This is a genomic window from Chitinivibrionales bacterium, from assembly GCA_014728215.1.
Lineage (GTDB): Bacteria > Fibrobacterota > Chitinivibrionia > Chitinivibrionales > WJKA01 > WJKA01.
In genome coordinates this window covers 125,038-147,930 of record WJLZ01000215.1, presented here as the reverse complement: position 1 = coordinate 147,930, position 22,893 = coordinate 125,038, and the positions used below count along the sequence as shown (strand labels likewise).

Below are 22,893 nucleotides of genomic sequence, written 5' to 3'. Positions count from 1 at the left end.
TTTCAACGGCGCCCCGTATTTCACGGGCAGCCTTAATCTCCAGCATCTTCTTCTCCCTTGGTGAAAATGATTACAATAGTATTCGGATGTCGAGGGGTTTCATGTAAGCGGCCGCTGCAAAAGATAAAGGACTTCACCCTTTTTTGTTGTCGGGATTATACAGTCGTGATAAAACTGCAGAACTGTTTTCGGCTCGACGGTATGCCGGATTTCATGGCGCATCCGCGCCTGAACGCTGATGACTTTTTCCTGTACCCGGGCGATTATCGCCTTTTCAACATCTTTTCGCGTGAGTGCTTCATATAAGCCCTCATAATCTTTTGCCTCGATTAAAGGCTTGAGTGTCGATGAATTGCTTCGATACTTACTTTCGGCAACATAGAAGGAGCCGTAATGTATTCTCCGGGAAACAGCCTGCACGGCAAACACATCATGCTCCACACTCGACCCATACTGCTCATCGTCACCATCACGACATATACCGGGTATCAAAGCCAGATAGTCATCCAAAATTTCATGCGTAAGGTTTACAACATTAAAGTCGTTAGTGCAGAGACCGGTTTCAGGAATCGTAACCTCCCGCTGGGGAGCAGGAAGCTCACTGTTGAAAGGCCGTTCCTCGGGAACACAGAACCTGCCGAATTCGGCATCCATCCGTTCCTGGTATAATAACCGGAGTTCAAAAAGGCTATGGGTTGTGTTGTTTTTAAACCCACTGCGTCCTTTTTCATAGATGATGCGATTTGTTTTCCACTGCGCCCGATCGATAAGCTTAAAAATGATTGTTTCTTCGAGGCTTTCAAGATGTGCTGCTATTGCATTCAGGTCGAGTTTTTTCATTGTTGCGTGGCTTTCTTGCACTGTTTTACCAGAACTGCCAGTTTTTTCAAAAGTTCCTTTTTATTCGACTGGTTGTTTTCGATGATTTTTACCAATGCGCTTCCCATAATCGCGCCATCGGCTCCTGCCCCAACGATTTGTTTAACATGTGCAGGTTTCGAGAGGCCGAAACCGACACAGAGTGGTTTGGATGTGCGTTTTTTAAGACGGGAGATCGTCTTTTTAACATTTTCTCCCAGGTTATTACCGGTTCCGGTCGGTCCCAGTCGGCTCACCACATATACAAAGGAATCGATCTGTTTACAGATCTGATCAATCCGTTGATCTGGGGTCAGTTCGGAAACGATATGCACAACGCCGAGGCCGTATTTTTTCATGTACCCGACAATTATTTCATGTTCTTCGGGCGGCATATCGGCTATAAGCAGGCTGTCAATGCCGGCATCGGCGGCCCGTCTGCAGAAAGTATCATAGCCTAAAGAATAGATTGAATTGGCGTAAATCAGGATTCCAACAGGAATGTCACTGTACTTTCTCAGGATTTTTATCAATGCAAAGAAAGAAGCGTGGGTAAGTCCGGCCTCGATTGCACGCATTCCCGCGCGCTGGTTCACCGGACCATCGGCAATAGGATCCGAAAAAGGATAACCGATTTCCAGAATATCCGCTCCCGAATCGATATAGGTCTTAAAAATCGACTCGCTGGTGACAAGATCAGGGTCCCCTGCTGAAGCAAAGGGTATAAATGCCTTCTCACCCTTTTCCTTTAAAAGATTGAATGTATACTCATAGCGGTTCATATTGTTAATCCCAGATAGTCGGCTACATGGAAAATATCTTTATCTCCGCGACCGGAAAGGTTAATGATCATTATTTGTTTCTTCGACAACTTGGGTGCCTGTTTGACAGCATAGGCTACTGCATGGGATGATTCCAGTGCAGGAATAATCCCTTCATATTCACTCAGTAATTTGAATGCATCGATGGCTTCACGGTCGGTTGCATGGGTATACCGGACTCTTCCGGAGGAATACAAGGCTGCATGTTCAGGACCGACCCCGCTGTAATCGAGGCCTGCGGAAATTGAATGAGTATTGCCGATTTGACCGTGGCGGTTCTGCAAAACATAGGAAAAGGAACCGTGGAGAATGCCTTTATGTGAATCGGATGTCGGCGTTAATCTCACAGCATGTTTTTTGCCTTTGATACCTTTTCCACCGGCTTCGACGCCGGTGCATCTGACTTTCTTATCTTTGAGAAACTCGGAGAATATACCGATAGCGTTGGATCCCCCTCCAACACAGGCGACAATTTCATGGGGAAGGCGTCCTTCTTGACGAAGTATCTGTTTTTTTGCTTCCCTGCCGATAACCGACTGGAAATGTTTTACTATTGAAGGAAACGGATGGGGGCCCAGAACAGAACCGAGAACATAATGGGTAGTCGTGACCGTCGCACTCCAGTCTCTCATTGTCTCATTGACCGCATCTTTCAATGTTTTTCCGCCGCTTTCAACGGGGACCACCGTGGTACCCAGAAGATTCATTCTGAAAACATTGGGCCGCTGACGGGCCATGTCGATCGTACCCATATAAATATTGCATTCCAGATTAAGCAGAGCAGCGGCCGTCGCTGTTGCAACTCCGTGCTGTCCGGCTCCTGTCTCGGCAATGATTCGCTTCTTGCCCATAAATTCTGCAAGGAGTGACTGACCAAGTGAATTGGTGACTTTATGGGCACCCGTATGATTCAAGTCTTCTCGTTTTAAATAAATCCGTGCCCCTCCGAGATGATTGCTGAGATTCTTTGCATAATAGAGCGGAGTGGGCCGTCCGTTATAATTTTTCAGAAGGTACGAAAAGCGTTCATGAACGGTTTTGTCTCTTTTAAACTCTGCAAAGGCTTTTTCCAGTTCCTCCAGGGCCGGCATAAGTACCTCGGGGGCAAACTGACCGCCGAATTCTCCAAAATAACCTTTTTTTGTAGGCATAGGCATTTCGCTATTTGATGATTTTCATTATTCTGTTTGTTCGCAGCGCCTTGAAAAACGGCTCTCCCGGTTTGAACGACCACAATACAAACCTGACCCGTCCTTTAACTGAAGAAAGCATTCGCGGCCCGATAAATCGGGAATCATACCCCCGTTGCCAGTCATCAGAGAGAAGGAATATATATGATTTCTTGAGCTTGTATTTAAAAAGCCTCTTACCGTTTTCCTCACAAAATACTGCAAGCTCAACATCGCTCTCTTTATTGGTATTGATAAGATACGCTTTCAGCCGGTCCCAGAAAAAATAATTGAAATGAAACGTTGGAGGGATTGAGTCGAGTTTTCCATCAAAGAGCGTGAAATCTTCAAGCTCAAATGCCTTCTCTTCTTTCCCGTCAATGAAAATCCTGGCTTTTACCGCATACTCGTTATCGGGGTTTTCCTGGCGTATCATCGATATGGTAAATATCAGATCCCGGAGTTGCAGTGAATCCAGGTGTATTTCATCGCCTTTTCTGGGAAGTTTGAGCGGCTGAAGATAATCGCGAGGAGAAAAATCTGGTGGGACAATATCCTCGGGCTCTATCGATGATAAATACTCCATATCCGGACGGCTGGCATTATGAAAAACACCCTGATCGATATATACGCTGTCGCCGGGAAGTGCAGCGAGACGATAGCTGAAAAATTTTTCGGGCATAGAAGGATCGCGCATGATAACAATACTGTTTATTTTCGGTTCGAAAAACAGCTTGAAGGGAAATGAATAGGCAAGCTTGGAGACCAGGACACGGTCTCCGGCGATAAGCGACGGAGCCATAAGGTTTGTCGTTACGGCGACCGTATCGAAAAAAACGAGTTTAACCACCACCGCCAGCGCAAGAATGAAAGCCAACCTTTTTGCCAGGCGGTAAATGTTTATCCTGAGATCTACAGGATCGGTATAGTTGTTCAGCGTATTCATCGAATTACTTACTCTCTCTGCAAGATGGCAAGAAAAGCTTCCTGCGGAATTTCCACATTTCCTACCTGTTTCATACGTTTCTTACCCTCTTTTTGTTTTTCCAGGAGTTTTCTTTTACGACTGATATCACCACCGTAACACTTTGAAGTCACATCTTTACGGTACGGCTTAACGGTTGTTCGAGCGATAATACGGGTTCCGATCGAAGCCTGGATTGCAACCTGATACATCTGGCGGGGAATAAACTCTTTTAGTTTTTTCGTGATCGCCTGGCCGTAGGAATAGCTTTTATCCCGGTGGACAATTGCCGAAAAAGCGTCGACTGCCTGGCCGTTGATACGAACATCGATCTTAACAAGGTCGTCATCCTGGTAACCGGAAAAGTCATAATCCATGGAGCCGTAACCGCGGGTATAGCTTTTTAATTTATCGAAAAAATCGATAATGACTTCGGAGAGTGGAAGACGATAGTGGAGACAGACCCGGGTTTCCTCGAAGTACTCCATATTTTCCATGGTTCCCCGTTTTTCTTCGCACAATTTCATGATTGCACCGACATAATCGGTTGGAGTGACAATCTGGACTTTGGTAATAGGTTCGCCGATAGTCTCGATTTCCTGAACCGAGGGAAGCTTTGCCGGACTGTCGATAAACTCTTCAACACCATCTTTCCTGACTACTCTGTAGCGAACGTTGGGAAGCGTGGTTATAATGTTGACATTATACTCCCGGTGTAACCGCTCCTGAATGACTTCCATATGAAGCAGTCCTGAAAAACCGGCACGGAATCCAAATCCGAGGGCGGCGGAATTTTCTGGATCGTAGCTGATCGAACCGTCGTTGAGCTGCAATTTCTCCAGCGCACTGCGAAGATCTTCGTAATCGTCTTTATCAACGGGGTAGAGACCGCTGAATACCATCGGCTTGATTTCACGATACCCCGGAACCGGTTCTTCGGCACCTTTTCGTTTGGTAGTGATCGTATCTCCGATTTTAACATCGGAAATTGTTTTAATATTTCCTACCACATAGCCGACTTCACCGGCGCATAAATCTTTCCGGGGTTTGCGGTTGAGAACGAAATAGCCCACCTCGGCAACTTCATACTCCCTGCCGTTTGAGAAAAACCGTACATCATCTCCTGCCTTGATTTCACCTTCAAAGACCCGTATATAGGCGATGGCGCCTCTGAAGGTGTCGTATTTGGAATCGAATACCAGCGCTTTAAGCGGTGCATCGAATTTACCCTGTGGTGGTGCAATATCGTTGATAACCCGGTTCATTAACTGGTCAACACCCTCACCGGTTTTAGCGCTGCACTTGATAATTTCACTCTGATCGACTCCCAGAAGGTCGGAGATTTGCTTACCGATTTCCTCGGGGTGCGCCGAAGGAAGGTCGATTTTATTTAATACCGGGATGATTGTCAGATCATGATCGAGGGCAAGATAGATATTGGTCAACGTTTGCGCTTCAATACCCTGCGTAGCATCGACAACAAGGAGCGCGCCTTCACAGGCCGCCAAGGATTTGGAAACTTCGTAGGAAAAATCGACATGGCCGGGCGTATCAATAAGATTCAGGCAATAGGTTTTGCCGTCAGTGGCCGGGTAACTCATCCTGATAGGGTGGGATTTTATCGTAATACCCCGCTCCCTCTCCAGATCCATGTCATCGAGAATCTGAGCCTGCATCTTGAATTTTTCCACCGTGCTGGTCATTTCAAGTAAACGGTCCGCCAGGGTGGACTTGCCATGATCGATATGAGCGATTATGCAGAAATTTCTAATTAATTCGTTTGGAGTCAAAGTATATCCTGTTTGGGTAAAGGCTCTCGCAAAATATGGGAAAAATACTACCTGCGAAGCACAATAATAAACCATCCGGTAATAGTATACCTCATATTTGATTATATTTGTAACAGAGTGCTTTGTTATTGTTCGATATTCCCGGCATCATATTTTGACAATATAAATAAAGTAATGATTTGGAATGCTTTTTTACCAAAATTAACCTGGTTTTTGCCTATGATCGAGCATTATTCCTTTGGAAAAATGACTATAGCAGGTACGAAATACAAATCGGATTTGATAATCTTGGCCGATGGCCGTGTTCATGAAAGGTGGCGTCGAGAAAAAGGACGTATCCCGGTTTGACTGGCATTATGACAGTATCGAAGAATGTTATCTTCTTGAAGGAAATGTGGTGGTGGAGACCGTCGAGGGCAAAAAAGTCGAATTCGGGGCCGGTGATTTTGTGACCTTTCCCAAAGGTTTGTCGTGCGTATGGGATATTAAAAAACCGGTGAGAAAGCATTATAATTTTCGTTAAAGTGGTCTTTGAATTCTGATTTGATTTTTGAGACCAGGGGCTGCAAGGAACTATTTTAAAGGATTAACAGCGATTTAGCCTTCGGTTGGCTGAGATGGTGCGAGTCCGACGAGACAGTCGTTTGGCGGGAAGGAGTTTCATTTTTTGCACAATATGAGTTTATTGCCACGCTGGATCATGCTTTTTGCCTTACCGGTAACTATTTGTATTTCATCAGTGCAGGGAGATGAGATTGTCCTCGATGGTTCATCATCGGAAAAGGAATACTACGAGAAACTTGGATTATCCCTGCCGGAGTGGCAGTATATAAAGCGCAACCGCATGCCGATGAAAAAAGTTTATAAATTAATGCGCGCAGGAATTTCGATTACCGAGTATTCAAAAGAACCCTGGAAAGAAATGCGTATATCGGAGCGGAAGTGGATTCGGAAGCGGCAGGCGGGTTTTACCGACGAAGAAATAATGTACGGTCCTTCGGGCGAATCCCTGGGCAGGTGGTGTGTTTTGCAGAGTTTTCTGTTCCCCGGCTATACGCAAATCAAGCAGCGGCAGTATCTGAAAGGATATACGATGCTCGGGGCTGCAGGAATATCCCTGCTTCTGGGCGGTTTCACCCTTGGAATGGAACTCCAAAGTAAAGAAACACCGGTTGATTATCCGGTATTCTTCTTTGTATGCCTTCCTCTCGATATGGCATGGAGCGGAATCGATATGTATGTACAGGTTGAAAAGAGCACAAACAAAGACGCCGCACGTTTTTCACAGCAGTATCCCGGCGGAGCAAACAGAGTATCACTGTTATGGAATATACCATTACGATTCAGAAAGAGTTAGGATGTTGAGAAAGTTTCTTAATGCAAAACTGCGTGACATAGCCATTACCGGAACCTATCTGGAGTACGAGGGAAGCATCGCGCTTGATGAAGACTACATAGAGCAATGCGGATTTATTGAAAACGAGGCGGTTGATGTGCTTAATATGTCGAATGGGGTTCGTTTTCAAACGTATGTAATAAAAGCCGAACGTGGCTCAAAGAAGGTGGAACTCAACGGCCCTGCGGCTCGTTTAGGTGCACCGGGCGATAAAGTTATGGTACTCAGCTATGCCCTCTTAACACCGGATGAAATACCGCGCCATACACCTACAGTTGTACGTGTTAAGCCGTCGTCTGTCGAAACTAATTAATTTTTTCTGTACCCAGGTGGTGCGGTGAAGCGTATCAACTAACTTTTGAGCTGGAATAGATTTCGACAATGCGTAATTTTCTGATTTTTGTTATTCTCTGTGCCGTCATTGCATTGGCGGTGATTATCGGGCGTGTACGAAATGACTCAACAACCGGACCAGCCCCGATTGTTCAGAAAAAGATCCCTCATATCGGAAGGATCGAAATACTGAATGGATGCGGTGTCAATGGTGCCGCATGGGAAACTGCGGAACTGCTCCGTAACCATGGCTTTGATGTTAAAAATGACGGGATCGGAAATGCGCCGACCTTTAATTATCCGGCCACTTTAGTGGTGTCCCGGATTGAAGACATGAGTATCGCTCGTCAGATAGGAAAGGTGCTGGATGTCGATCCTGACAAAGTCATTCTCATGAAAAATGACAATGATCGTTTTGATGTAACCGTGTATCTCGGTGCGGATATAGAAGGAAAAGAACTTTGAAATCAAAAGAAGAACAATTACAGGGCAAAGAGCTTGCGGACATGATTGTTCGTTGTGCAGAAGAAAAAAAAGCGACTGCTTCGGTTATCGACCTTCGGAAAAGAACCGCTCCGGCAGACTGGTTCGTTATATGTGAAGGTGAGAACGCGGTGCATAACCGGGCAATTTGTGATGCTATTCTCGACGGCCTCGATAGGGTGAATGTTCATCCATGGCATGTGGAGGGAAAAGCCGAAGGACGGTGGCTGCTTATCGATTGCATCGATGTCGTTGTTCATATCATGATACCGGAAGTGCGGGATTATTACTCCCTCGAGGAATTATGGTCCGGTACAAAAAAACCGGAGCCTAAAAAGGAGATATGGTAGACCGTCATGACAATACGAGAATATCTGGTCGAACAGTTAACCGGCGCCGCAAAAAGTGTTTTTAATCTGGAAACACTTGGCACTGATGATATCATTATCGAAAAACCCAAAAACAAGGCCTATGGCGATCTTTCGACGCCCCTGGCAATGGGACTGGCAAAATCCCTGCGTAAGCCACCTCCGGTAATTGCAAAAGAATTGATGCAGGCTTTTGCCTGGGACGAGACATTCGTTCAACCCGATCCCGAGCTGAAAAACACCATCGCCGGTGGTTTTATCAATTTCCGGTTGAGTGCAAAGTATCTTTGTGTGGTTCTGGAACAGGTGGTGAAAGAACCCCAGACCTATGGACGGGATCAGATAAAGAACCCGAAGAAGATCCTCCTTGAGTTTGTCAGTGCAAATCCCACCGGTCCGCTGGTTGTTGTCAATGCCCGTGCGGCAGCTATCGGTGATGTCGTTGGGCGAACTCATGAATGGATCGGCAATACTATCGAACGGGAGTACTATGTAAACGATTATGGGAACCAGGTCGATCTGCTTGGTAAGTCGGTTGCATCCCGGTATTATGAGAAAGAGGGCAAAGAATATCCCCTACCCGAGGAAGGATACCATGGCGACTATATCTATGAGCTTGCCGATGAGATCGCCGAAGAAAATCCCGGTATCGAATCCATGGATGAAGAATCGCGGGAAGCCCTTTTTCGAGCAGAGGCTCTGAAGAAAAATGTTACTGCGCAACAGAATGTGCTCAAAGATTATGGAGTAGAATACACCCGCTGGTTTTTTGAAAGTGAGCTTCACCGGCAAAACATTCCTCACGAAACTTTCGAGATGCTCAGAGAAAAAGGGCTGGTCTTTGAAGATGAAAACGCGGTGTGGTTCAAATCGACTACCTTTGGGGATGAAAAAGACAGAGTGATTATTCGGTCCGACGGTACACCCACTTATTTCCTTGCCGATCTGGCCTATCATCTCTATAAGGCATCACGGGGCTTTGATGAGTCCTATACTTTCTGGGGACCCGATCACCATGGGTATCTTCCCCGTCTTGAAGGAGCGGTGAAAGCACTGGACACCGGCAAAACGGTTTTTAAAAATTTCATTATCCAGCAGGTCAATCTTATTCGTGAAGGCCAACCTTTTCGTATGTCGAAACGAAAAGGCGATTATATCACCATTACCGATCTTGTTAATGAAGTTGGTGTTGATGCTGCCCGTTATTTCTTCGTTAACCGCCGGCTTTCGTCCCATTTTGATTTCGATATGGATCTGGCTCTCAAGAGGAGTGAAGAGAATCCGGTGTTTTACGTGCAGTATGCTCATGCCCGCACCTGCAGTCTCTGCTCCCATGCCGAAGAACGGGAATTTTCTCATGAAGACATTCTCTCCGCCGATTTATCACTTCTTGAAGAAGAAGAGGAACTGGAGGTAATACGGGTTATTTCCGAATTCCCACACCTGCTCTATTCACTGGCGACGGCGATCGAGCCTCACCGGCTTACCGCTTACTGCGAGAGTGTGGCAACGGCATTCCATCAATTCTATCAGAAACATCGTATTGTCACGGATAATCGTGAATTATCAAAGGCGAGGCTCTTTTTGACACTTGGTGTCCGCAACATGATGCGGCTGGGATTGTCGCTTTTAGGAGTCTCCGCGCCGGAGAGAATGTAGCAGGAAACGGTTATCTGTTTTTGAAGTGATCTGCCAGATTGCTGAGCTGTCCTTTGGAGGGGCTGACTTTCGGGGCCATATTTCCCAGTCCTTTCATCGAGAGAGAAATGCGCCGTTTTTTCACATCTACTTTAACAACCCGTACATTGACCCGGTCGTTAACCGAAACCACCTGTTCGGTCGATTCAACATATCCATCGGCCATCTGTGAGATATGGATAAGGCCATCACAGACAGCGTTGATATCGACAAAGGCACCGAAGGGGGCAACATTGGTGACAACACCCGAAACAATGGTGTCTTCTTTGATTTCGGTGAGTTTCTTTCTGCGCTTTTTCGCCATGGCAGGTTTGGCGATATATTTTTTGCCGGCACTCAACTGGTGCATCAGTTTCTTTTCGATATACAGTTTTTTGACATAATCTTCAATATCGTAGGTGCGAAGAATATTCGGATCGTTTATCAGAGCATCGGTGGTACAATTCAGCTCCTGACTTATATCCATAAGCCAGTCGAAATAATCGGGGTGGACCAGCGTACGATCGAGCAATTCCGGCGCCGTGGGGATAATGATATAGCCGGCGATATTCCTGAACGCATCACCTGTGAGTCCTTTGATATTTGCGATATCCAGCTTTTGAGCAATCGAGGTTTTTATTGACGGTTTCGTTAATTCATTCAATACTGATTCGGGAAGCGGGTAGAGTGTTGAAAGAAGCCCCGGTGACAGTGAGGAAATCTCCAGTCCATCCTTGAGTTTTTCTACGGTTGTTCTGTATCGGACAATTTCGGTAATCCGATCCTCGGAGAGAAGGTGTTGTTTGGGATGGAGCTGGAAATAGCGCCCGCTGATTTCGGAGATAAGGTCCAGGGGTTGCAAATACTCGAGTGCATTTGCAAGCGCACGACGCATCGTGTCGTCGAGGTCGGCAAATTCATTCATTACCCATTCGGATTTTGCAAGATCGGTTTGTTCCTTTTCGAGACGAATAAGTTGACAATTAGGCGCCGCATGTTCGATTGTTCCGGCAATACTGCTTTCGAGTTGCTTCGATGATTCGGTTTCCGGAAGGAGTATGGCGGCGATCCGATAGCGGGTAATAAATTGTTTGAGCCTGTTAACAAAGCCCGATTTATTGTCTTTATTGATCTTGATTCCTGCTGCACCCATGAGGCGGCCTTTGATATCGAGCGCTACCAGGCCTGCATGAAGATTTTCATCGATGCTGATTGCCAGTACAGGATTGTGTTTTGGTTCTTCATCTCTATTTTCGAGATCTCTGCTGATTTCCTGGGCAATTTTATTTTCGGCTTCGCTTTGCAGACGGCCCATGACATCTTTTTCGACCAGTGGTTGCAGCAGGCGAACCCAGCACTCATCAATCGCTTCACAGAGCATGTCGAAGCCGACAAAGTCGGGGTTAATGATAAAGTGTGCTTTGAGTAATTCGGTTATACGAAAGAGTTGGAGAACGAGTTTCAGACGAATTTCTTTGTTGTCCGCAGCAACCATGATCGCAAGGAGTTCTTCGGCGGTAAGTGAATGAGGATCGATAAATTTGCCGGCGTATGACGCAAACCGGGGATCCTTCTTTTTCTTGGGAATAATTTCGAACTGCCCCTGTTCATAGCCAAAGTCGCGAACCATCGCCCTTACCGTCTCGTCGGTCGAAAATCGTTCGACAAGAATATCTTTTGTAGAAGAAATAACATCATCGACAGTTTTCAACGATGGATGTTTTCCGACATAGGGTGCAGCAAGTTCTTCGAGGGGTGTTGTTTCTTCTTCCTGAAGTTCGAAAATATCAGCTAGCTCGCCGAGTCCTTTTCGCAATGCCTGCTGACCACGGCTCCGGGGGTTGGACCGGTAAGGAGCAAGGATATCATCCAGTTCGTAGGAGTAAGGTGTTAAATTGATCCGGTCTTCTAATGCGGGAGTTAGTTTGTTTGCTTTTTTCAAAGCATTGAGTACCCGCGTTCTTTTGGATGAGAGTGCAGCGATTTCATTCAGAAACCCGTATATCTCACGCAATTGCAGAAGATCGAGTTCTGCTGCAATGACAAAGTTATAGTCGGACAGATAGAACGGAGAATCATTTCTGGAAAAAGAAACACAGATCTCTTTTGACAGTTCATCTGAGATTCCCCATTTATCGGAAATGTGTTTTGCGAATTGAATCATGGTGGAAGTTGACTGATGTTTAGATTATCTGGCCATTAAAACTACAAGATGCCACAAGGTTTGGCAAGCTATGGCATTAAATAGCATCGAAATGGTCCTTGTTATATTCTATTTAACCGCATTATTAACGGGAGCTTTGCGAAAACGGGGCTGGATACTCGGAGCTGGAACCTGCTGTCGGATGTTTGCTGGTTAACGATTTTTGATTGCTGAGTGGGAGGAAAGAGAAAGGAAAAGGCAGAGAAAGAATCCTCTGCCTTTTAAAAAAATACGGTAACCCGCAACTATTTTTTCTTTTTCTTAGCTGCAGCCGGTTTCTTTTTCGCCGGAGCTTTTTTCTTGGCTGGAGCTTTTTTCTTAGCCGGCGCTTTCTTCTTTGCCGGGGCTTTCTTTTTAGCTGCGGCATTTTTCTTTTTAGCCGGCGCTTTCTTTTTAGCCGGCGCTTTCTTTTTTGCGGCCTTCTTTTTCTTTTTAACTGCCACCGCAAAACCTCCTTTTAAAGATTAGTGGTAAAGTTGGTTATAGAAACACGTGTGTCGTGTGGTGCGCATATTTGACATAAGGTATTGAACATAATTAATTGACTTTTGGCAGTTGTTTTATTCATGTGCTATTTAATTCTATAGTTATAATATTAAACTTTAACAAGAGGTATGTCAATATAATTTGCAAAATTTATATAAAAAAAATACAGGGTTATAAAAAGTTTTCATTACTGTTTCGCTTTTTATAGAACTTTTTAATGATATCGATCGCCTCATCAGGATCATCGGTCATTTGCACCAGGTTAAGATCATCCGGTTCGATATAGTCTTCGGTAAGCATCGAATCGGTCAACCAGTCAAAAAGACCCTTCCAGTATTTTTTCCCCATGAGAATCAGGGGAAGATAAGAAATCTTGTGTGTTTGAACCAGTGTCAGCGTTTCGAACATTTCGTCAAGAGTACCGAAACCGCCGGGGAGAACGATTACGGCAGAAGTGTATTTGAGAAACATTACTTTTCTCACAAAGAAATAGCGAAAATTGATCGTCGTTTTTATGTACGGATTCGGTGTCTGCTCGAAAGGTAACTGGATATTCAAACCGATTGAAGTGCCGCCTTCATCATCCGCCCCCCGGTTGGCGGCTTCCATAATACCCGGTCCTCCACCGGTAATAATGCCGTATCCGTTCTTTGCCGCATTTCTCGCTGTTTGACGGGTGAGAGCGTAATGCTCATGTTCCTCTTTGGTTCGAGCCGAGCCAAACATGGCAATATAGGGTCCCGAACGTGACAGTGTTTCGAATCCTTCGACAAATTCGGCCATGATCCTGAATATGCGCCACGGTTCATTAAGCAATGGTCCCATTTCTCCAATGTTATCCATAAAATCTTCCTTTTTTGTGATGGTTATTCTACAAATACATTTTTATTTTAACACTAAATGCGGGAAAAGTGTAATACTCATTTATCTTTAACTATTTTTTATACGTCTTTGTGGATATAAATATTCATACGCTCAAAACGAACTATCTAATATCCTGTCTGGAAAATAGTCATGCCGTTTTTAAAGAGTACTACTATCGAAAAATTCAAAAAACTTGGAATGAATATTCCTTCACGGTACCTGAAGGTCGATATACCTTCACAGACAATGCGATTAATTGATGGTGATACCATCATTCGGGAGTATTATGTGTCAACTTCCCGCTATGGTGTTGGAAACCGGGTCGGTTCGAACCAGACACCCAGGGGGATCCATCGTATAAAAGAAAAATACGGTCATGGAGCACCCAAAGGACGTATATTCAGAAGCAGAGAGGATACGGGGGAAGACTGGCGTGAAAGTCTCACCGACGACAACTGCATTCTGAGCCGCATCCTCTGGCTCGAGGGGCTCGAAGAAGGCGTGAATCGCGGTCCCGGAATTGATACCTATGACCGGTATATTTATATCCACGGTACAAATAACGAACAGCTGGTCGGCACACCGAATTCCCATGGATGTATTAATATGAAAAACGATGATGTTATCGATCTGTTCGAACTGGTCGGGGAGGGAACAATTGTCATTATCGATTAACAATAAGCACTGTTCATCACTGCATTTTGTTGGAATCCTGGGCTCAGGAATGAGCGCAATAGCACAGTATTGTGCATGGTACGGTATCCGAGTAAGCGGTTCCGATCGATCCTGTGGCAAAGGGGAAGTAGTCGACATCCAGAAAGGATTGGAATCGGCAGGATGTACAATTTACCCGCAGGACGGCTCCGGTGTTGCAGGAAGTGACGCTGTTATCGTATCCACCGCTATCGAAGATTCAAACAAGGATATCATTGCGGCAAAAAAACATGCCGTTCCCGTTTTTCATCGTTCCGATGCTCTTGCAGCAATTGTAGCCGAAAAGAAAACAATCGCCGTTGCGGGTACCAGCGGTAAATCAACGGTTGTTGCCATGATTTTTGAACTGCTTTCCCATTGCGGCAAATCGCCATCCCTGATAACCGGCGCCGGACTGAACAGTCTGGTGCGAAAAGGGTATATAGGAAATGCATGGTACGGTGAATCGGACATTCTGGTTATCGAAGCCGATGAAAGCGATGGAACACTGGTTAAATATTCACCTGATTGCGGAATCGTCCTGAACATATCCAAAGACCATAAAGCGGTTGGTGAAACGCTCGAACTGTTTGTGACATTTGCCAAACAATCAAAAAGCGTTGTGGTCAATGCCGATGATCCGATTCTTTCTTCCATTCCTGCCGACATTACCTTCGGGACCGAAAACAAATCGACATGCGGCGCCACATCCATTACATGCAACCCCCTGTCTTCCGGCATACAGTTTGATAATACGCACTACACCGTGCCGGTACCGGGGTATCATAATGCACTAAACGCGCTTGCGGCTCTTTGCATATGCAAACATTACGGTTGTGATTCGGGATTACTCAGTCTGGCACTTTCCCGTTATCAGGGAATAAAAAGGCGTTTCACTTTTTACAAAGTCGCACATGATATTATTGTGGTTGACGATTATGCGCATAATCCAAGTAAGATCTATGCGGCGATTAAAACCGCGCAAACGATCTCACCCAGGGTCTTTGCCCTGTTTCAGCCTCACGGGTTTCAACCAACCCGGTTTTTGAAAAACGAACTGATCACAACCTTTGCAGAAACACTTCGCGGTTCCGATACCCTTCTTCTTCTCCCCATCTATTATGCCGGGGGAACGGTGGCAAAAGATATTTCATCAGGGGATATCGCCCAAGCACTGAAGGAAAAAGAATTTGTGATATATGCTCCGGAAAGCAGGGGTGATGCTATCGGGTTTCTCGATGAACGGATTCAAAAAGGCGATTGTGTACTTTCCATGGGAGCACGGGATCCCTCTCTGGAACTGTTTGCCCGTGATATTACTGCTGCGCTAAAGAAATGAATAAATACGAAAAGCTTGTTTTAGTTCTTCAGCTTCATGTGTAACTCATCGATCAGTTGATTCTCGTTAATGACCGTCTCGCTGCCCGAACGCATGTTTTTCAGTTTCACTTTGCCCGTTGTTTCCTCTTCTTCACCAATAATAACCGCAAACTCCGCCCCGCAGGAATTGGCCCGTTTCATCTGCTTGCCTATATTGACTTTCCGGAGAGCGTATTCGCAGGAAACATTGTTTCTTCTGATTTGCTGAGCAATTCGAATTGGTTTTCCGGGATATTCATTGCCTGCATAAACAATAAATACCCGGGAGCGCTGCAAGGCAACCGATGTATTTTCTTTTAGCTTCAACAATTCGCCCAATACGACATCACCGGCGGCAAATCCCACAGCCGGGGTATCGGGCCCGCCGTAATTTTTTACCAGATTGTCGTACCGTCCGCCACCGGCAATGGCCCGCAGTGATCGTTTCCGGTCAAACAGTTCGAATACGATACCGGTGTAATATGCCAACCCCCTGACAATGCCGATATCGAACTGGACATAATCATTCATGCCGTAATTGTCGAGATATTCGAAAAGCCTGGCAAGCTCCTGAAGTGAGGGGAGATCCGGATTGATTCCCCTCAGGTCATCAAGGCTTTTTACATTGAAGGTAGTAATAACTTTTTCGCGCAGCGACTGGTTGGGGATAATATCGGCAATTCCTGCTTCGAATTCATCGGGGGCGACCTTGTGCCTTTTGTCAAGGATGGCGTAGAGGGCGGGAAGTGTTTTCTGCTCCAGTCCGTAGGACAAAAAAAGTTCTTCCAGAAGATCACGGCTCGAGATCATGATACTGAAATCGTCTGCAGCAAAACCCAGGTCCCGCATAATATCGGCTGATGCGGCAATCAATTCGGCATCGGCAGTGCACTCCTTGATACCAAGAATATCCATATTGAGCTGAAAAAATTCCCGCAGTCGTCCTTTCTGCATTTTTTCATAGCGAAACAGACGAGGAATGGAATACCATCTGACAGGACGTTTAAGTTCGGTACCCTTTGAGGCAACCATCCGGGCGAGGGAAGGAGTCATCTCCGGCCGAAGTGCCATGAGCCGTCCACCCTTGTCCTCAAAGGTATAGAGCTGTTTTTCGATTTCATCCCCGCTCTTCTGCGTATACAGACTCAACTGTTCAAAAAGCGGAGCATCAAAGCACTCGAAACCATACCGCTCGCAGGTGTTTTTCCAGGAGTTGAAAATCCGTTCCCGAAAAGCCATCTCTTCCGGATAAAAATCCCGTGTTCCTTTGGGGGCTGAAGGTACTTGCATACAATTTCCTTTATTATTCAGCGAAGAGCCGGTGAAAAGTTTTAAAATAAATCAGGGAATGAAAGACGGAGGTTGGAAACTAAAGGGTGAAGGTTAAAAGTTAAAGAACGAGGATCGTTTATCTCTCTTCTTCCGCTTCATTTCCCGCGACAGTTTGTGAATCATATTCCGTTCCCATTTTCGCCAATGATCATAATGCTCATACTCTCTTTCGGCTCTCTTGAACTCGGTACCATGAATGACTCGCCGTCCATTTTTCCTGTAGGGAGGAATAGCGATATGAAGCATCTCATGGTGTATGACCGCCTTAATTGCGAATTCAGGTACTGCCGGATGATCGTAGGCGCCGCCTATGGATATGAGATTGTAACAGATTCCCTTTTTGTCCTGAACGGTCGTTTGATAGGAGAGTGTGGAACCGTATTTTCCCCACCGGATGAGGGAATCGATTTTCCCATCAAAACAGGAAGCGTTGATACTGTCGAAAATCTCCCGTAAATCATGCCGTTGTCCCCGGGTACGGGATATCGCTTTTTGGGGATCGATGGTGCGGGAGAGCACTGTCGAGACTCCACATGACTGAATATAGTGCCGGATGGAATTTTCGAGTGCTTTTTTTCTTTTTTTGACCGCGATTTTTTTTTCTTTTTTTCGGGGGCGGGGGAGAAGCGCCCATTCAATAAGGGCATGCTTGATTTCCTCAGGGGCATCTTCAAGATAGCCGGGAACAACCAGGTTTTTGCGGCCTGAAAGCGGTTTGACAAGGACATACCACCCCTTTTTCAGCCGTTTGCTGACAGTAACCGAAAGGGAAGCTTCCTTTTGCCGGTCAAGAATTTCCTGGAATGTGGGGGGCGTAAATAAATCGAGAGTAAGCTGCTTGATTTCCATTCAAAAAAGCATTGTTGCAATAAGGTATCAAAAAACAAAGGTCAGGGTGAATCCGGTCATGCCAAGAAGGCCGACAGTGCCTGAAAGCACCGAGCCTATTATGCGCCTGTTACGCTCTTCCCCTTTTTTATCGAATGCATCTGAATCTTTAGTTTTCTGAGGATCCAGATCTTCCATTTCAAACCATTCCTTATTGCTTTTGTATGCAAGAACACCATATACTGCACTTGCGCCAAGTCCGGCAATGCCGACTCCCAGAGTAGCAAAGCGGAAAATTTTCTTCTGTTTGGATTCTCTTCCGCTGCGGCCTCGCTCTTTTCCTTTTGGAGGAGTATCTTTCGTACCACGCCCCCACCCGGTGATATCGTCATCATCGAATTTATCGACGCCGTATGAGAAAGGAATACCATCCTGAACATACTGGATTTTGTCGTTGATGGTAAAATGAAACTGGCCGTTCTGACGCAGTTTACCGTTTTGAATCATGATACTGGGTGTTTGGCCTTTGATTCCGTATACCGAATAGCGAAGCTTGAAGTGCTTCATAAATGCACCTTCCGATTCTCTTCCCACTAAAATCCCGTTCCAGTCGAAGGGGTTCGCCAATTGAGGGCTGTCGGGGTTAAAATCATTATCGTTTATTGACGTAAACACGACCGGATTATCCGGTTCACCTTCAACAACCAGTTTTCCTTTGACTTGAATACCGGTAAAGGGATTGAATAAAAACACACAACCAGCCTCTATGAACACTTCTTTGCCCACAGGGATAATAAGATCCTTTTCAATAATATAAGGGTTTCCTGCAGCAGTAATTGTCTTTGCCGTAATTTCACCCTGGAGTGAGGACTGGGCCTGCAAAATCGCTGGAAACAGCAGTATTGAAACGACAAATAAAAAGTTTTTCATGATCGAGTTACACTCCCTTACGATGTCTACACCTTAAAATATATCAGAAATAGGCAGTAAATATAAATAGCATAATTTTTAAAACTCAAATTTTACAAATGCTTTTTGGTTTTGGAGCACCAGCTTACTTTATTGACGCCAACTGTTCAACCGCCTTTTTGTACCGGATGTGGCTGGTATTATTTCGATAACAGTTTTTTACCACCAGCCAAGCCTGAAGTGCATGGCCTCGGTTATCGCTGGATGGACGAGCAGAATAAAGTCTGGATCGAATAAGCGCCGTATAATAGAGCGCATCATTGCGAACACCATTACGGTTTCGTGTTGCACAGGGCTTGAGAAGAGCATCATCAAAATGATTCAATGCCTGAGCATTGTTATTAATCATATAATATGTTTTGCCGGCAAGAAACTCATACTGCCCGTCATTAATTTTCCGGCTGTTGACTATATAGAGCGCATCTTTTGTTTTTCCCGCCTGAACATATGCTTCGAGGAGGAAAATACTCTTTTCTTTGGAATCTCCCGGCATATTTTCCAGGGCAAGAATGGCATCGGAAGAGTTGTTTTTACCAAGTGCTCTTTTGGCAATAGTAAACAGATCGTCGGAATCATACTTTTTCTTAAGTTCTTCGCGAGGAGACAGTTTCTTTTGAACGGGCCGCCGTCTGCGTCGGGGGATGGGCTTTACGGACTGAGATTTTGGCGGTGGCGATTTTGTTACATTTTTCTCCTTTTCAGAAGGTCCTTTTTCGGAAAGTTTGTTCTGCGGTGCCAGCGGTTTTAATTCCTGATCAAAGGGGGCCTCCGGTGTCTTTGCCGCAGCCTGTTGCGCTGAAAGAGCTTTGGTGTTCTGGTTCACTTCCGATTCAGGCATTTTTTTTGCTAATTTCGGACCCGTTTGGATAAACACAATTACTAACGCTGTAAGGACCGTCGCCAATCCAACAGGAATCAAAATTTTGGGTTTAACAAAACGAAAAAAGTTGACTTTGGCTGATGTCTTGAGGCTATCGGGGTCCTTAAGGTAGTGAATAATGATTTCTTCGGGAGTTTCGGAGGTCAGCGTTTTGTGGGCAGCCTCCAGCGCCTGCAGAAGGGCTTTGGCGCTCTCATAGCGATCTTTTTTTGATACACTGAGGCATTTCTGTGCAATTTTGCACAATTGGGTATTTACCCGGAATTCGAAATCATCGAATTTGCGATATTCGTTGGTGGCCTTTTTCTGCATGAGATTAGTGATTGTTTTTTGCGGGAATGTTTTCGTTCCTGTCAGCATCTCATAAAGGATTGCCCCAAGTGCATAAACGTCGGCGCCGTGATCGATTCCCTCGCCGTCGATCTGTTCGGGCGCCAGATACTGCAAGGTGCCGACAATACCGCCCTCCACAGTATGAAAGCTGGTTTCTGTTGGACGGGCAATACCGAAGTCCATTAATTTGACCGTGCCGTTTTTATCGATCATTATGTTGGCCGGCTTCAGGTCACGATGGATAACTCCATTATAATTCTTGCCGTAAAGAAGGAATTCCTGGCCATGGGCATAGGTGAGGGCGCGGGCGATAAAAATTGCGATTGCACTGCATACGGTCTCGGGAATTTTCCCTTCCTTGTTGATAAGCTGTTCCAGTGAATCACCGTCGATAAGCTCCATTTCAAGGAAGGGGAGATTATTCCATTCGCCGACATTATAGATTTCGACGATATTAGGATGGTGAAGTTTTGCGGTGATTTTTGCTTCGGTCTCAAACCGGTTCATCAGGTCGCCCTGCTGATTGGGAAGGAGAATTTTTGCCGCACGGAATACTTCGAGCTTCTCATTCCATATTTTATATACCTTTGCCATGCCGCCAGTGCCGAGGACACCCACAATTTTACCGGAACCAAGGGGAACACCATCTTCTTCTTCGGGAAGAATGGCATTGGCGCCGATCTGCGTTTGGGAATATGCAGCGGTTATCTGTTCGGAATTAACATTGATCTTGGTACCCGCTTTGAGCGAATGGAGGCCTGTTTGCCCGGCAGGTTTTTCGACATCGGACCCTTCAATAAAGGTCTTTTCGATATCATCATTATTTTGATTGGAATTCATACTTTATAATTTATTAAAAAAACGCGACAATTTCAAACCCTATCACACAAGCTGAACCTAAAATAATTCCAACAGTACGCTTTGTGGCTGCTTTTTTTCGTAAATCTTCATAATTTGCCATATCTTCAATATCAGCATTTTCTTCTTTGATTTCATTTCGCCCGACATTGCCCTGTTCGATGATTGCCCACATATAGGACACAATTGCTCCGGCGCCAAGACCCAGGCGTACCAATGCTTTCGTATCGAATACACTATGGCGTTCCAGTGATTTGTTAAGAGTTACAGTTTTCCCTCGGTGGATAACAATATCCTGTGTTTCGGTCTTGAACCGCTTGCTCGGATGCTCGATTTCCAACCGGTATTTACCCGGGTTCATGAAATCGTTGGCCAGAGGGGTCTTTCCAAGGGTAGTTGTAAGATGTACATTGGCGCCTTCGGGATCGGAGGTAATACGAAGGGAGCCGAATTTTCCTTTGACCGTCTTTTCGATAATCGTTGCTTCACCCGATTGTATAAAGACTTCTTCAACGAGGCTGGTGTGCTGCACAGGATCGATTATTTTCAGGGTGTACCGTCCGGGCTTGAGTTTTTTCTCCAGAATCGGAGAATCACCGATAAAATTGTCATCAAGCCAGACTTCAACACCCTCAGGCTGGGTCCTTACCGTCAGAGTTCCTTCTTCAGCACCCACCGAAAAGGCTGCAAAAAAAAGAGATACTATCGGCAACCAGATCAAGGGTCTGACTACAAAATTCATAATTGCTCCTTTTTTATTTTCTCACGCAGTAATAAACGTGTATATTTATAGCTTTGGAAGTAATCCAGTAAAATAGTATAAAGATAATAATATAGTTAATTAAAACCAGGGGAGGTATACTGTGCTGGGTGGCAATAAAGTAATATGGAAAGAAGGCATGTATTTGCAACCGCAGCATTTTCAGCAGGCCGAGCGTCATATATTCGACCAATCCAATACCAGACTTCAGCTCTATTTCAGCCATTATTATGGACTTACGGAGATTGCGATCGACAAGGATGCACTGGCGAATAACCTCTTTACACTTACCCGATGTTCGGGGGTCCTTCCCGACGGCACTTCTTTTGATATGCCGAAAAAAATGCACCTTTCGGCTCCGCGATCCTTTTCGGAGCATTTTTCACACGAATTGCAGTCGCTCGATGTTTTTCTGGCATTGCCCGTTGCAATTGAAGGCAAAGATAATGTCGGGCTCGTGGGTGGAGAAACACAGGCCACGGTACGCTATCGTTCCAAAGCCCATGCCATAACCGATGAAGTGTTTGGGGGGCAAAAAAAAGAGATTGATCTCGGCGATTATAACTTTGTCACCCTTTTTGGTGATGAATCGCAGGATAATTATTCGGTGATTCCCATCGGAAAATTAGTAAGGAATCCTGAAGGAAGGATTGTCTTGAAAGACAAGTATATTCCACCCCTTCTCCATATCAGCGGTTCCTCTTATCTTATGGAATTGATCAGAGGTCTTCTGGAACTCCTGCTTGCAAAAATATCATCGCTTTCCCAGGGGAGAAGGCAGATCGAAGGCGGATTTGCCGAGTTCGGCAGCAAAGAAGAAACTGCTTTTCGTCTCCTCCAGACCCTGAATACATTTACCCCCCTTCTTAATCATAGTCATATGGCGCCCAGAATTCATCCCTACGATCTTTTTGCATTGTTGACCCAGTTCGCCGGTGCTCTCTGTACCTTTTCATCACAGGTTGCGATAAACAATCTTCCCCGCTACGACCATCAAAACCTGACCGCCACATTCGAACGATTTGCAGAGATTATGCGGGCGGTATTGGGTGCCGATATTTCGGCAGGATCCGTACCCTTTCCGATTCAACAGATTAAGCCGTCGACCTATGTTGCCCAGGGCCCCGATCCCAAGCTTCTCAGTACGGCAAAATTCTATTTCGGTTTCAGTGCCAACGCACCGGAGAAGGAATTGATCGTTAACGTGCTCCAAACAATAAAAATTTCTTCTCCCGATAAGCTCGATATACTTATCTCTTCTGCAATGCCCGGGGTTCAGCTCATGCATACATCGCACCTGCCCGAGAAACTTCCGACCAAGCCGGGATTCCTGTATTTTACCTTCGATCAGCAGTCGGAGCTGTGGCATCAAATACGGGCGGTGGGGGCAATCGGATTTTATTTTCCTCACACTTTTACCGATTTACAAATGGAAATAGTGGCCCTGAAGCAGTAAGAAAGGATAACGG

Annotated in this window: 21 protein-coding genes and 1 pseudogene; 9 read left to right on the top strand and 13 right to left on the bottom strand. The window is 45.5% G+C overall.

Translation table 11 applies throughout. From position 1 onward, the window contains the following. Positions 1-99 precede the first annotated feature (99 nt). From GF401_20230 to lepA, 5 genes are read right to left on the bottom strand one after another with little or no spacing between them, the layout of a single operon-like run. Positions 100-840 carry a chorismate mutase gene (locus GF401_20230; GenBank protein MBD3347390.1) on the bottom strand — a complete coding sequence of 247 codons (741 nt, stop codon included), beginning with the start codon at positions 838-840 and terminating at the stop codon, positions 100-102. Next, on the bottom strand, positions 837-1,640 hold the full coding sequence (locus GF401_20225; protein ID MBD3347389.1) for a tryptophan synthase subunit alpha: 804 nt from the start codon (positions 1,638-1,640) through the stop codon (positions 837-839). The genes GF401_20230 and GF401_20225 overlap by 4 nt, the downstream gene beginning before the upstream one ends. Beyond that, positions 1,637-2,830, bottom strand: a complete 1,194-nt coding sequence (trpB, locus tag GF401_20220) for a tryptophan synthase subunit beta (GenBank protein ID MBD3347388.1) — start codon at positions 2,828-2,830, stop codon at positions 1,637-1,639. The genes GF401_20225 and trpB overlap by 4 nt, the downstream gene beginning before the upstream one ends. Before the next feature lie 10 nt (positions 2,831-2,840). Beyond that, entirely contained in the window at positions 2,841-3,794 is a 954-nt protein-coding gene (lepB, locus tag GF401_20215; GenBank protein ID MBD3347387.1) for a signal peptidase I, read from the bottom strand. A gap of 8 nt (positions 3,795-3,802) precedes the next feature. After that, on the bottom strand, positions 3,803-5,677 hold the full coding sequence (lepA, locus tag GF401_20210; protein ID MBD3347386.1) for an elongation factor 4: 1,875 nt from the start codon (positions 5,675-5,677) through the stop codon (positions 3,803-3,805). Positions 5,678-5,897: 220 nt separating this feature from the next. Between lepA and GF401_20205 the strand changes: the two genes are divergently transcribed. The 6 genes from GF401_20205 (at position 5,898) to GF401_20180 (ending at position 9,841) form a co-directional block, all read left to right on the top strand. After that, on the top strand, positions 5,898-6,125 hold the full coding sequence (locus GF401_20205; protein MBD3347385.1) for a DUF861 domain-containing protein: 228 nt from the start codon (positions 5,898-5,900) through the stop codon (positions 6,123-6,125). Positions 6,126-6,302: 177 nt separating this feature from the next. Then, entirely contained in the window at positions 6,303-6,959 is a 657-nt protein-coding gene (locus GF401_20200; protein ID MBD3347384.1) for a hypothetical protein, read from the top strand. Further along, on the top strand, positions 6,841-7,311 hold the full coding sequence (locus tag GF401_20195; protein MBD3347383.1) for an aspartate 1-decarboxylase: 471 nt from the start codon (positions 6,841-6,843) through the stop codon (positions 7,309-7,311). The genes GF401_20200 and GF401_20195 overlap by 119 nt, the downstream gene beginning before the upstream one ends. Before the next feature lie 68 nt (positions 7,312-7,379). After that, complete coding sequence (locus GF401_20190) at positions 7,380-7,796, top strand: hypothetical protein (protein ID MBD3347382.1); 417 nt, start codon at positions 7,380-7,382, stop codon at positions 7,794-7,796. Between the two features lie 41 nt (positions 7,797-7,837). Continuing rightward, a complete protein-coding gene (rsfS, locus tag GF401_20185; protein MBD3347381.1) occupies positions 7,838-8,164 on the top strand; it encodes a ribosome silencing factor in 327 nt (108 codons plus the stop codon). A gap of 6 nt (positions 8,165-8,170) precedes the next feature. Beyond that, on the top strand, positions 8,171-9,841 hold the full coding sequence (locus GF401_20180) for an arginine--tRNA ligase (protein ID MBD3347380.1): 1,671 nt from the start codon (positions 8,171-8,173) through the stop codon (positions 9,839-9,841). Positions 9,842-9,851: 10 nt separating this feature from the next. On the opposite strand, the gene GF401_20175 is transcribed toward GF401_20180, so the two are convergent. The 3 genes and pseudogenes from GF401_20175 to GF401_20165 all read right to left on the bottom strand — a co-directional run bounded on the left by GF401_20175 (position 9,852) and on the right by GF401_20165 (position 13,391). Then, on the bottom strand, positions 9,852-12,023 hold the full coding sequence (locus tag GF401_20175; GenBank protein MBD3347379.1) for a S1 RNA-binding domain-containing protein: 2,172 nt from the start codon (positions 12,021-12,023) through the stop codon (positions 9,852-9,854). 284 nt (positions 12,024-12,307) lie between these two features. Then, positions 12,308-12,508, bottom strand: a pseudogene (locus tag GF401_20170) (hypothetical protein). Between the two features lie 211 nt (positions 12,509-12,719). Beyond that, positions 12,720-13,391, bottom strand: a complete 672-nt coding sequence (locus tag GF401_20165) for a TIGR00730 family Rossman fold protein (protein MBD3347378.1) — start codon at positions 13,389-13,391, stop codon at positions 12,720-12,722. Positions 13,392-13,562: 171 nt separating this feature from the next. On the opposite strand from GF401_20165, the gene GF401_20160 reads away from it, so the two are divergent. Both GF401_20160 and GF401_20155 read left to right on the top strand, forming a co-directional pair. Further along, positions 13,563-14,087, top strand: a complete 525-nt coding sequence (locus GF401_20160) for a L,D-transpeptidase family protein (GenBank protein ID MBD3347377.1) — start codon at positions 13,563-13,565, stop codon at positions 14,085-14,087. Then, positions 14,029-15,444: a hypothetical protein gene (locus GF401_20155; protein MBD3347376.1), complete on the top strand. Its 1,416-nt coding sequence runs from the start codon at positions 14,029-14,031 to the stop codon at positions 15,442-15,444. Before GF401_20160 ends, GF401_20155 begins: the two co-directional genes overlap by 59 nt. Before the next feature lie 20 nt (positions 15,445-15,464). Here GF401_20155 and GF401_20150 read toward each other — a convergent pair whose 3' ends face one another. From GF401_20150 to GF401_20130, 5 genes are all read right to left on the bottom strand, one after another. Next, entirely contained in the window at positions 15,465-16,754 is a 1,290-nt protein-coding gene (locus GF401_20150) for a histidine--tRNA ligase (protein MBD3347375.1), read from the bottom strand. A 93-nt stretch (positions 16,755-16,847) separates the two neighbouring features. Beyond that, entirely contained in the window at positions 16,848-17,645 is a 798-nt protein-coding gene (locus GF401_20145; GenBank protein ID MBD3347374.1) for a hypothetical protein, read from the bottom strand. Positions 17,646-17,672: 27 nt separating this feature from the next. Then, positions 17,673-18,554: a hypothetical protein gene (locus GF401_20140; GenBank protein ID MBD3347373.1), complete on the bottom strand. Its 882-nt coding sequence runs from the start codon at positions 18,552-18,554 to the stop codon at positions 17,673-17,675. Positions 18,555-18,678: 124 nt separating this feature from the next. Then, a complete protein-coding gene (locus tag GF401_20135; GenBank protein ID MBD3347372.1) occupies positions 18,679-20,646 on the bottom strand; it encodes a protein kinase in 1,968 nt (655 codons plus the stop codon). 13 nt (positions 20,647-20,659) lie between these two features. Then, positions 20,660-21,406, bottom strand: a complete 747-nt coding sequence (locus tag GF401_20130) for a PEGA domain-containing protein (GenBank protein ID MBD3347371.1) — start codon at positions 21,404-21,406, stop codon at positions 20,660-20,662. A 121-nt stretch (positions 21,407-21,527) separates the two neighbouring features. Here GF401_20130 and tssK point away from each other — a divergent pair, with 121 nt between their 5' ends. Then, positions 21,528-22,880 carry a type VI secretion system baseplate subunit TssK gene (gene tssK, locus GF401_20125; GenBank protein ID MBD3347370.1) on the top strand — a complete coding sequence of 451 codons (1,353 nt, stop codon included), beginning with the start codon at positions 21,528-21,530 and terminating at the stop codon, positions 22,878-22,880. Positions 22,881-22,893: the final 13 nt, after the last annotated feature.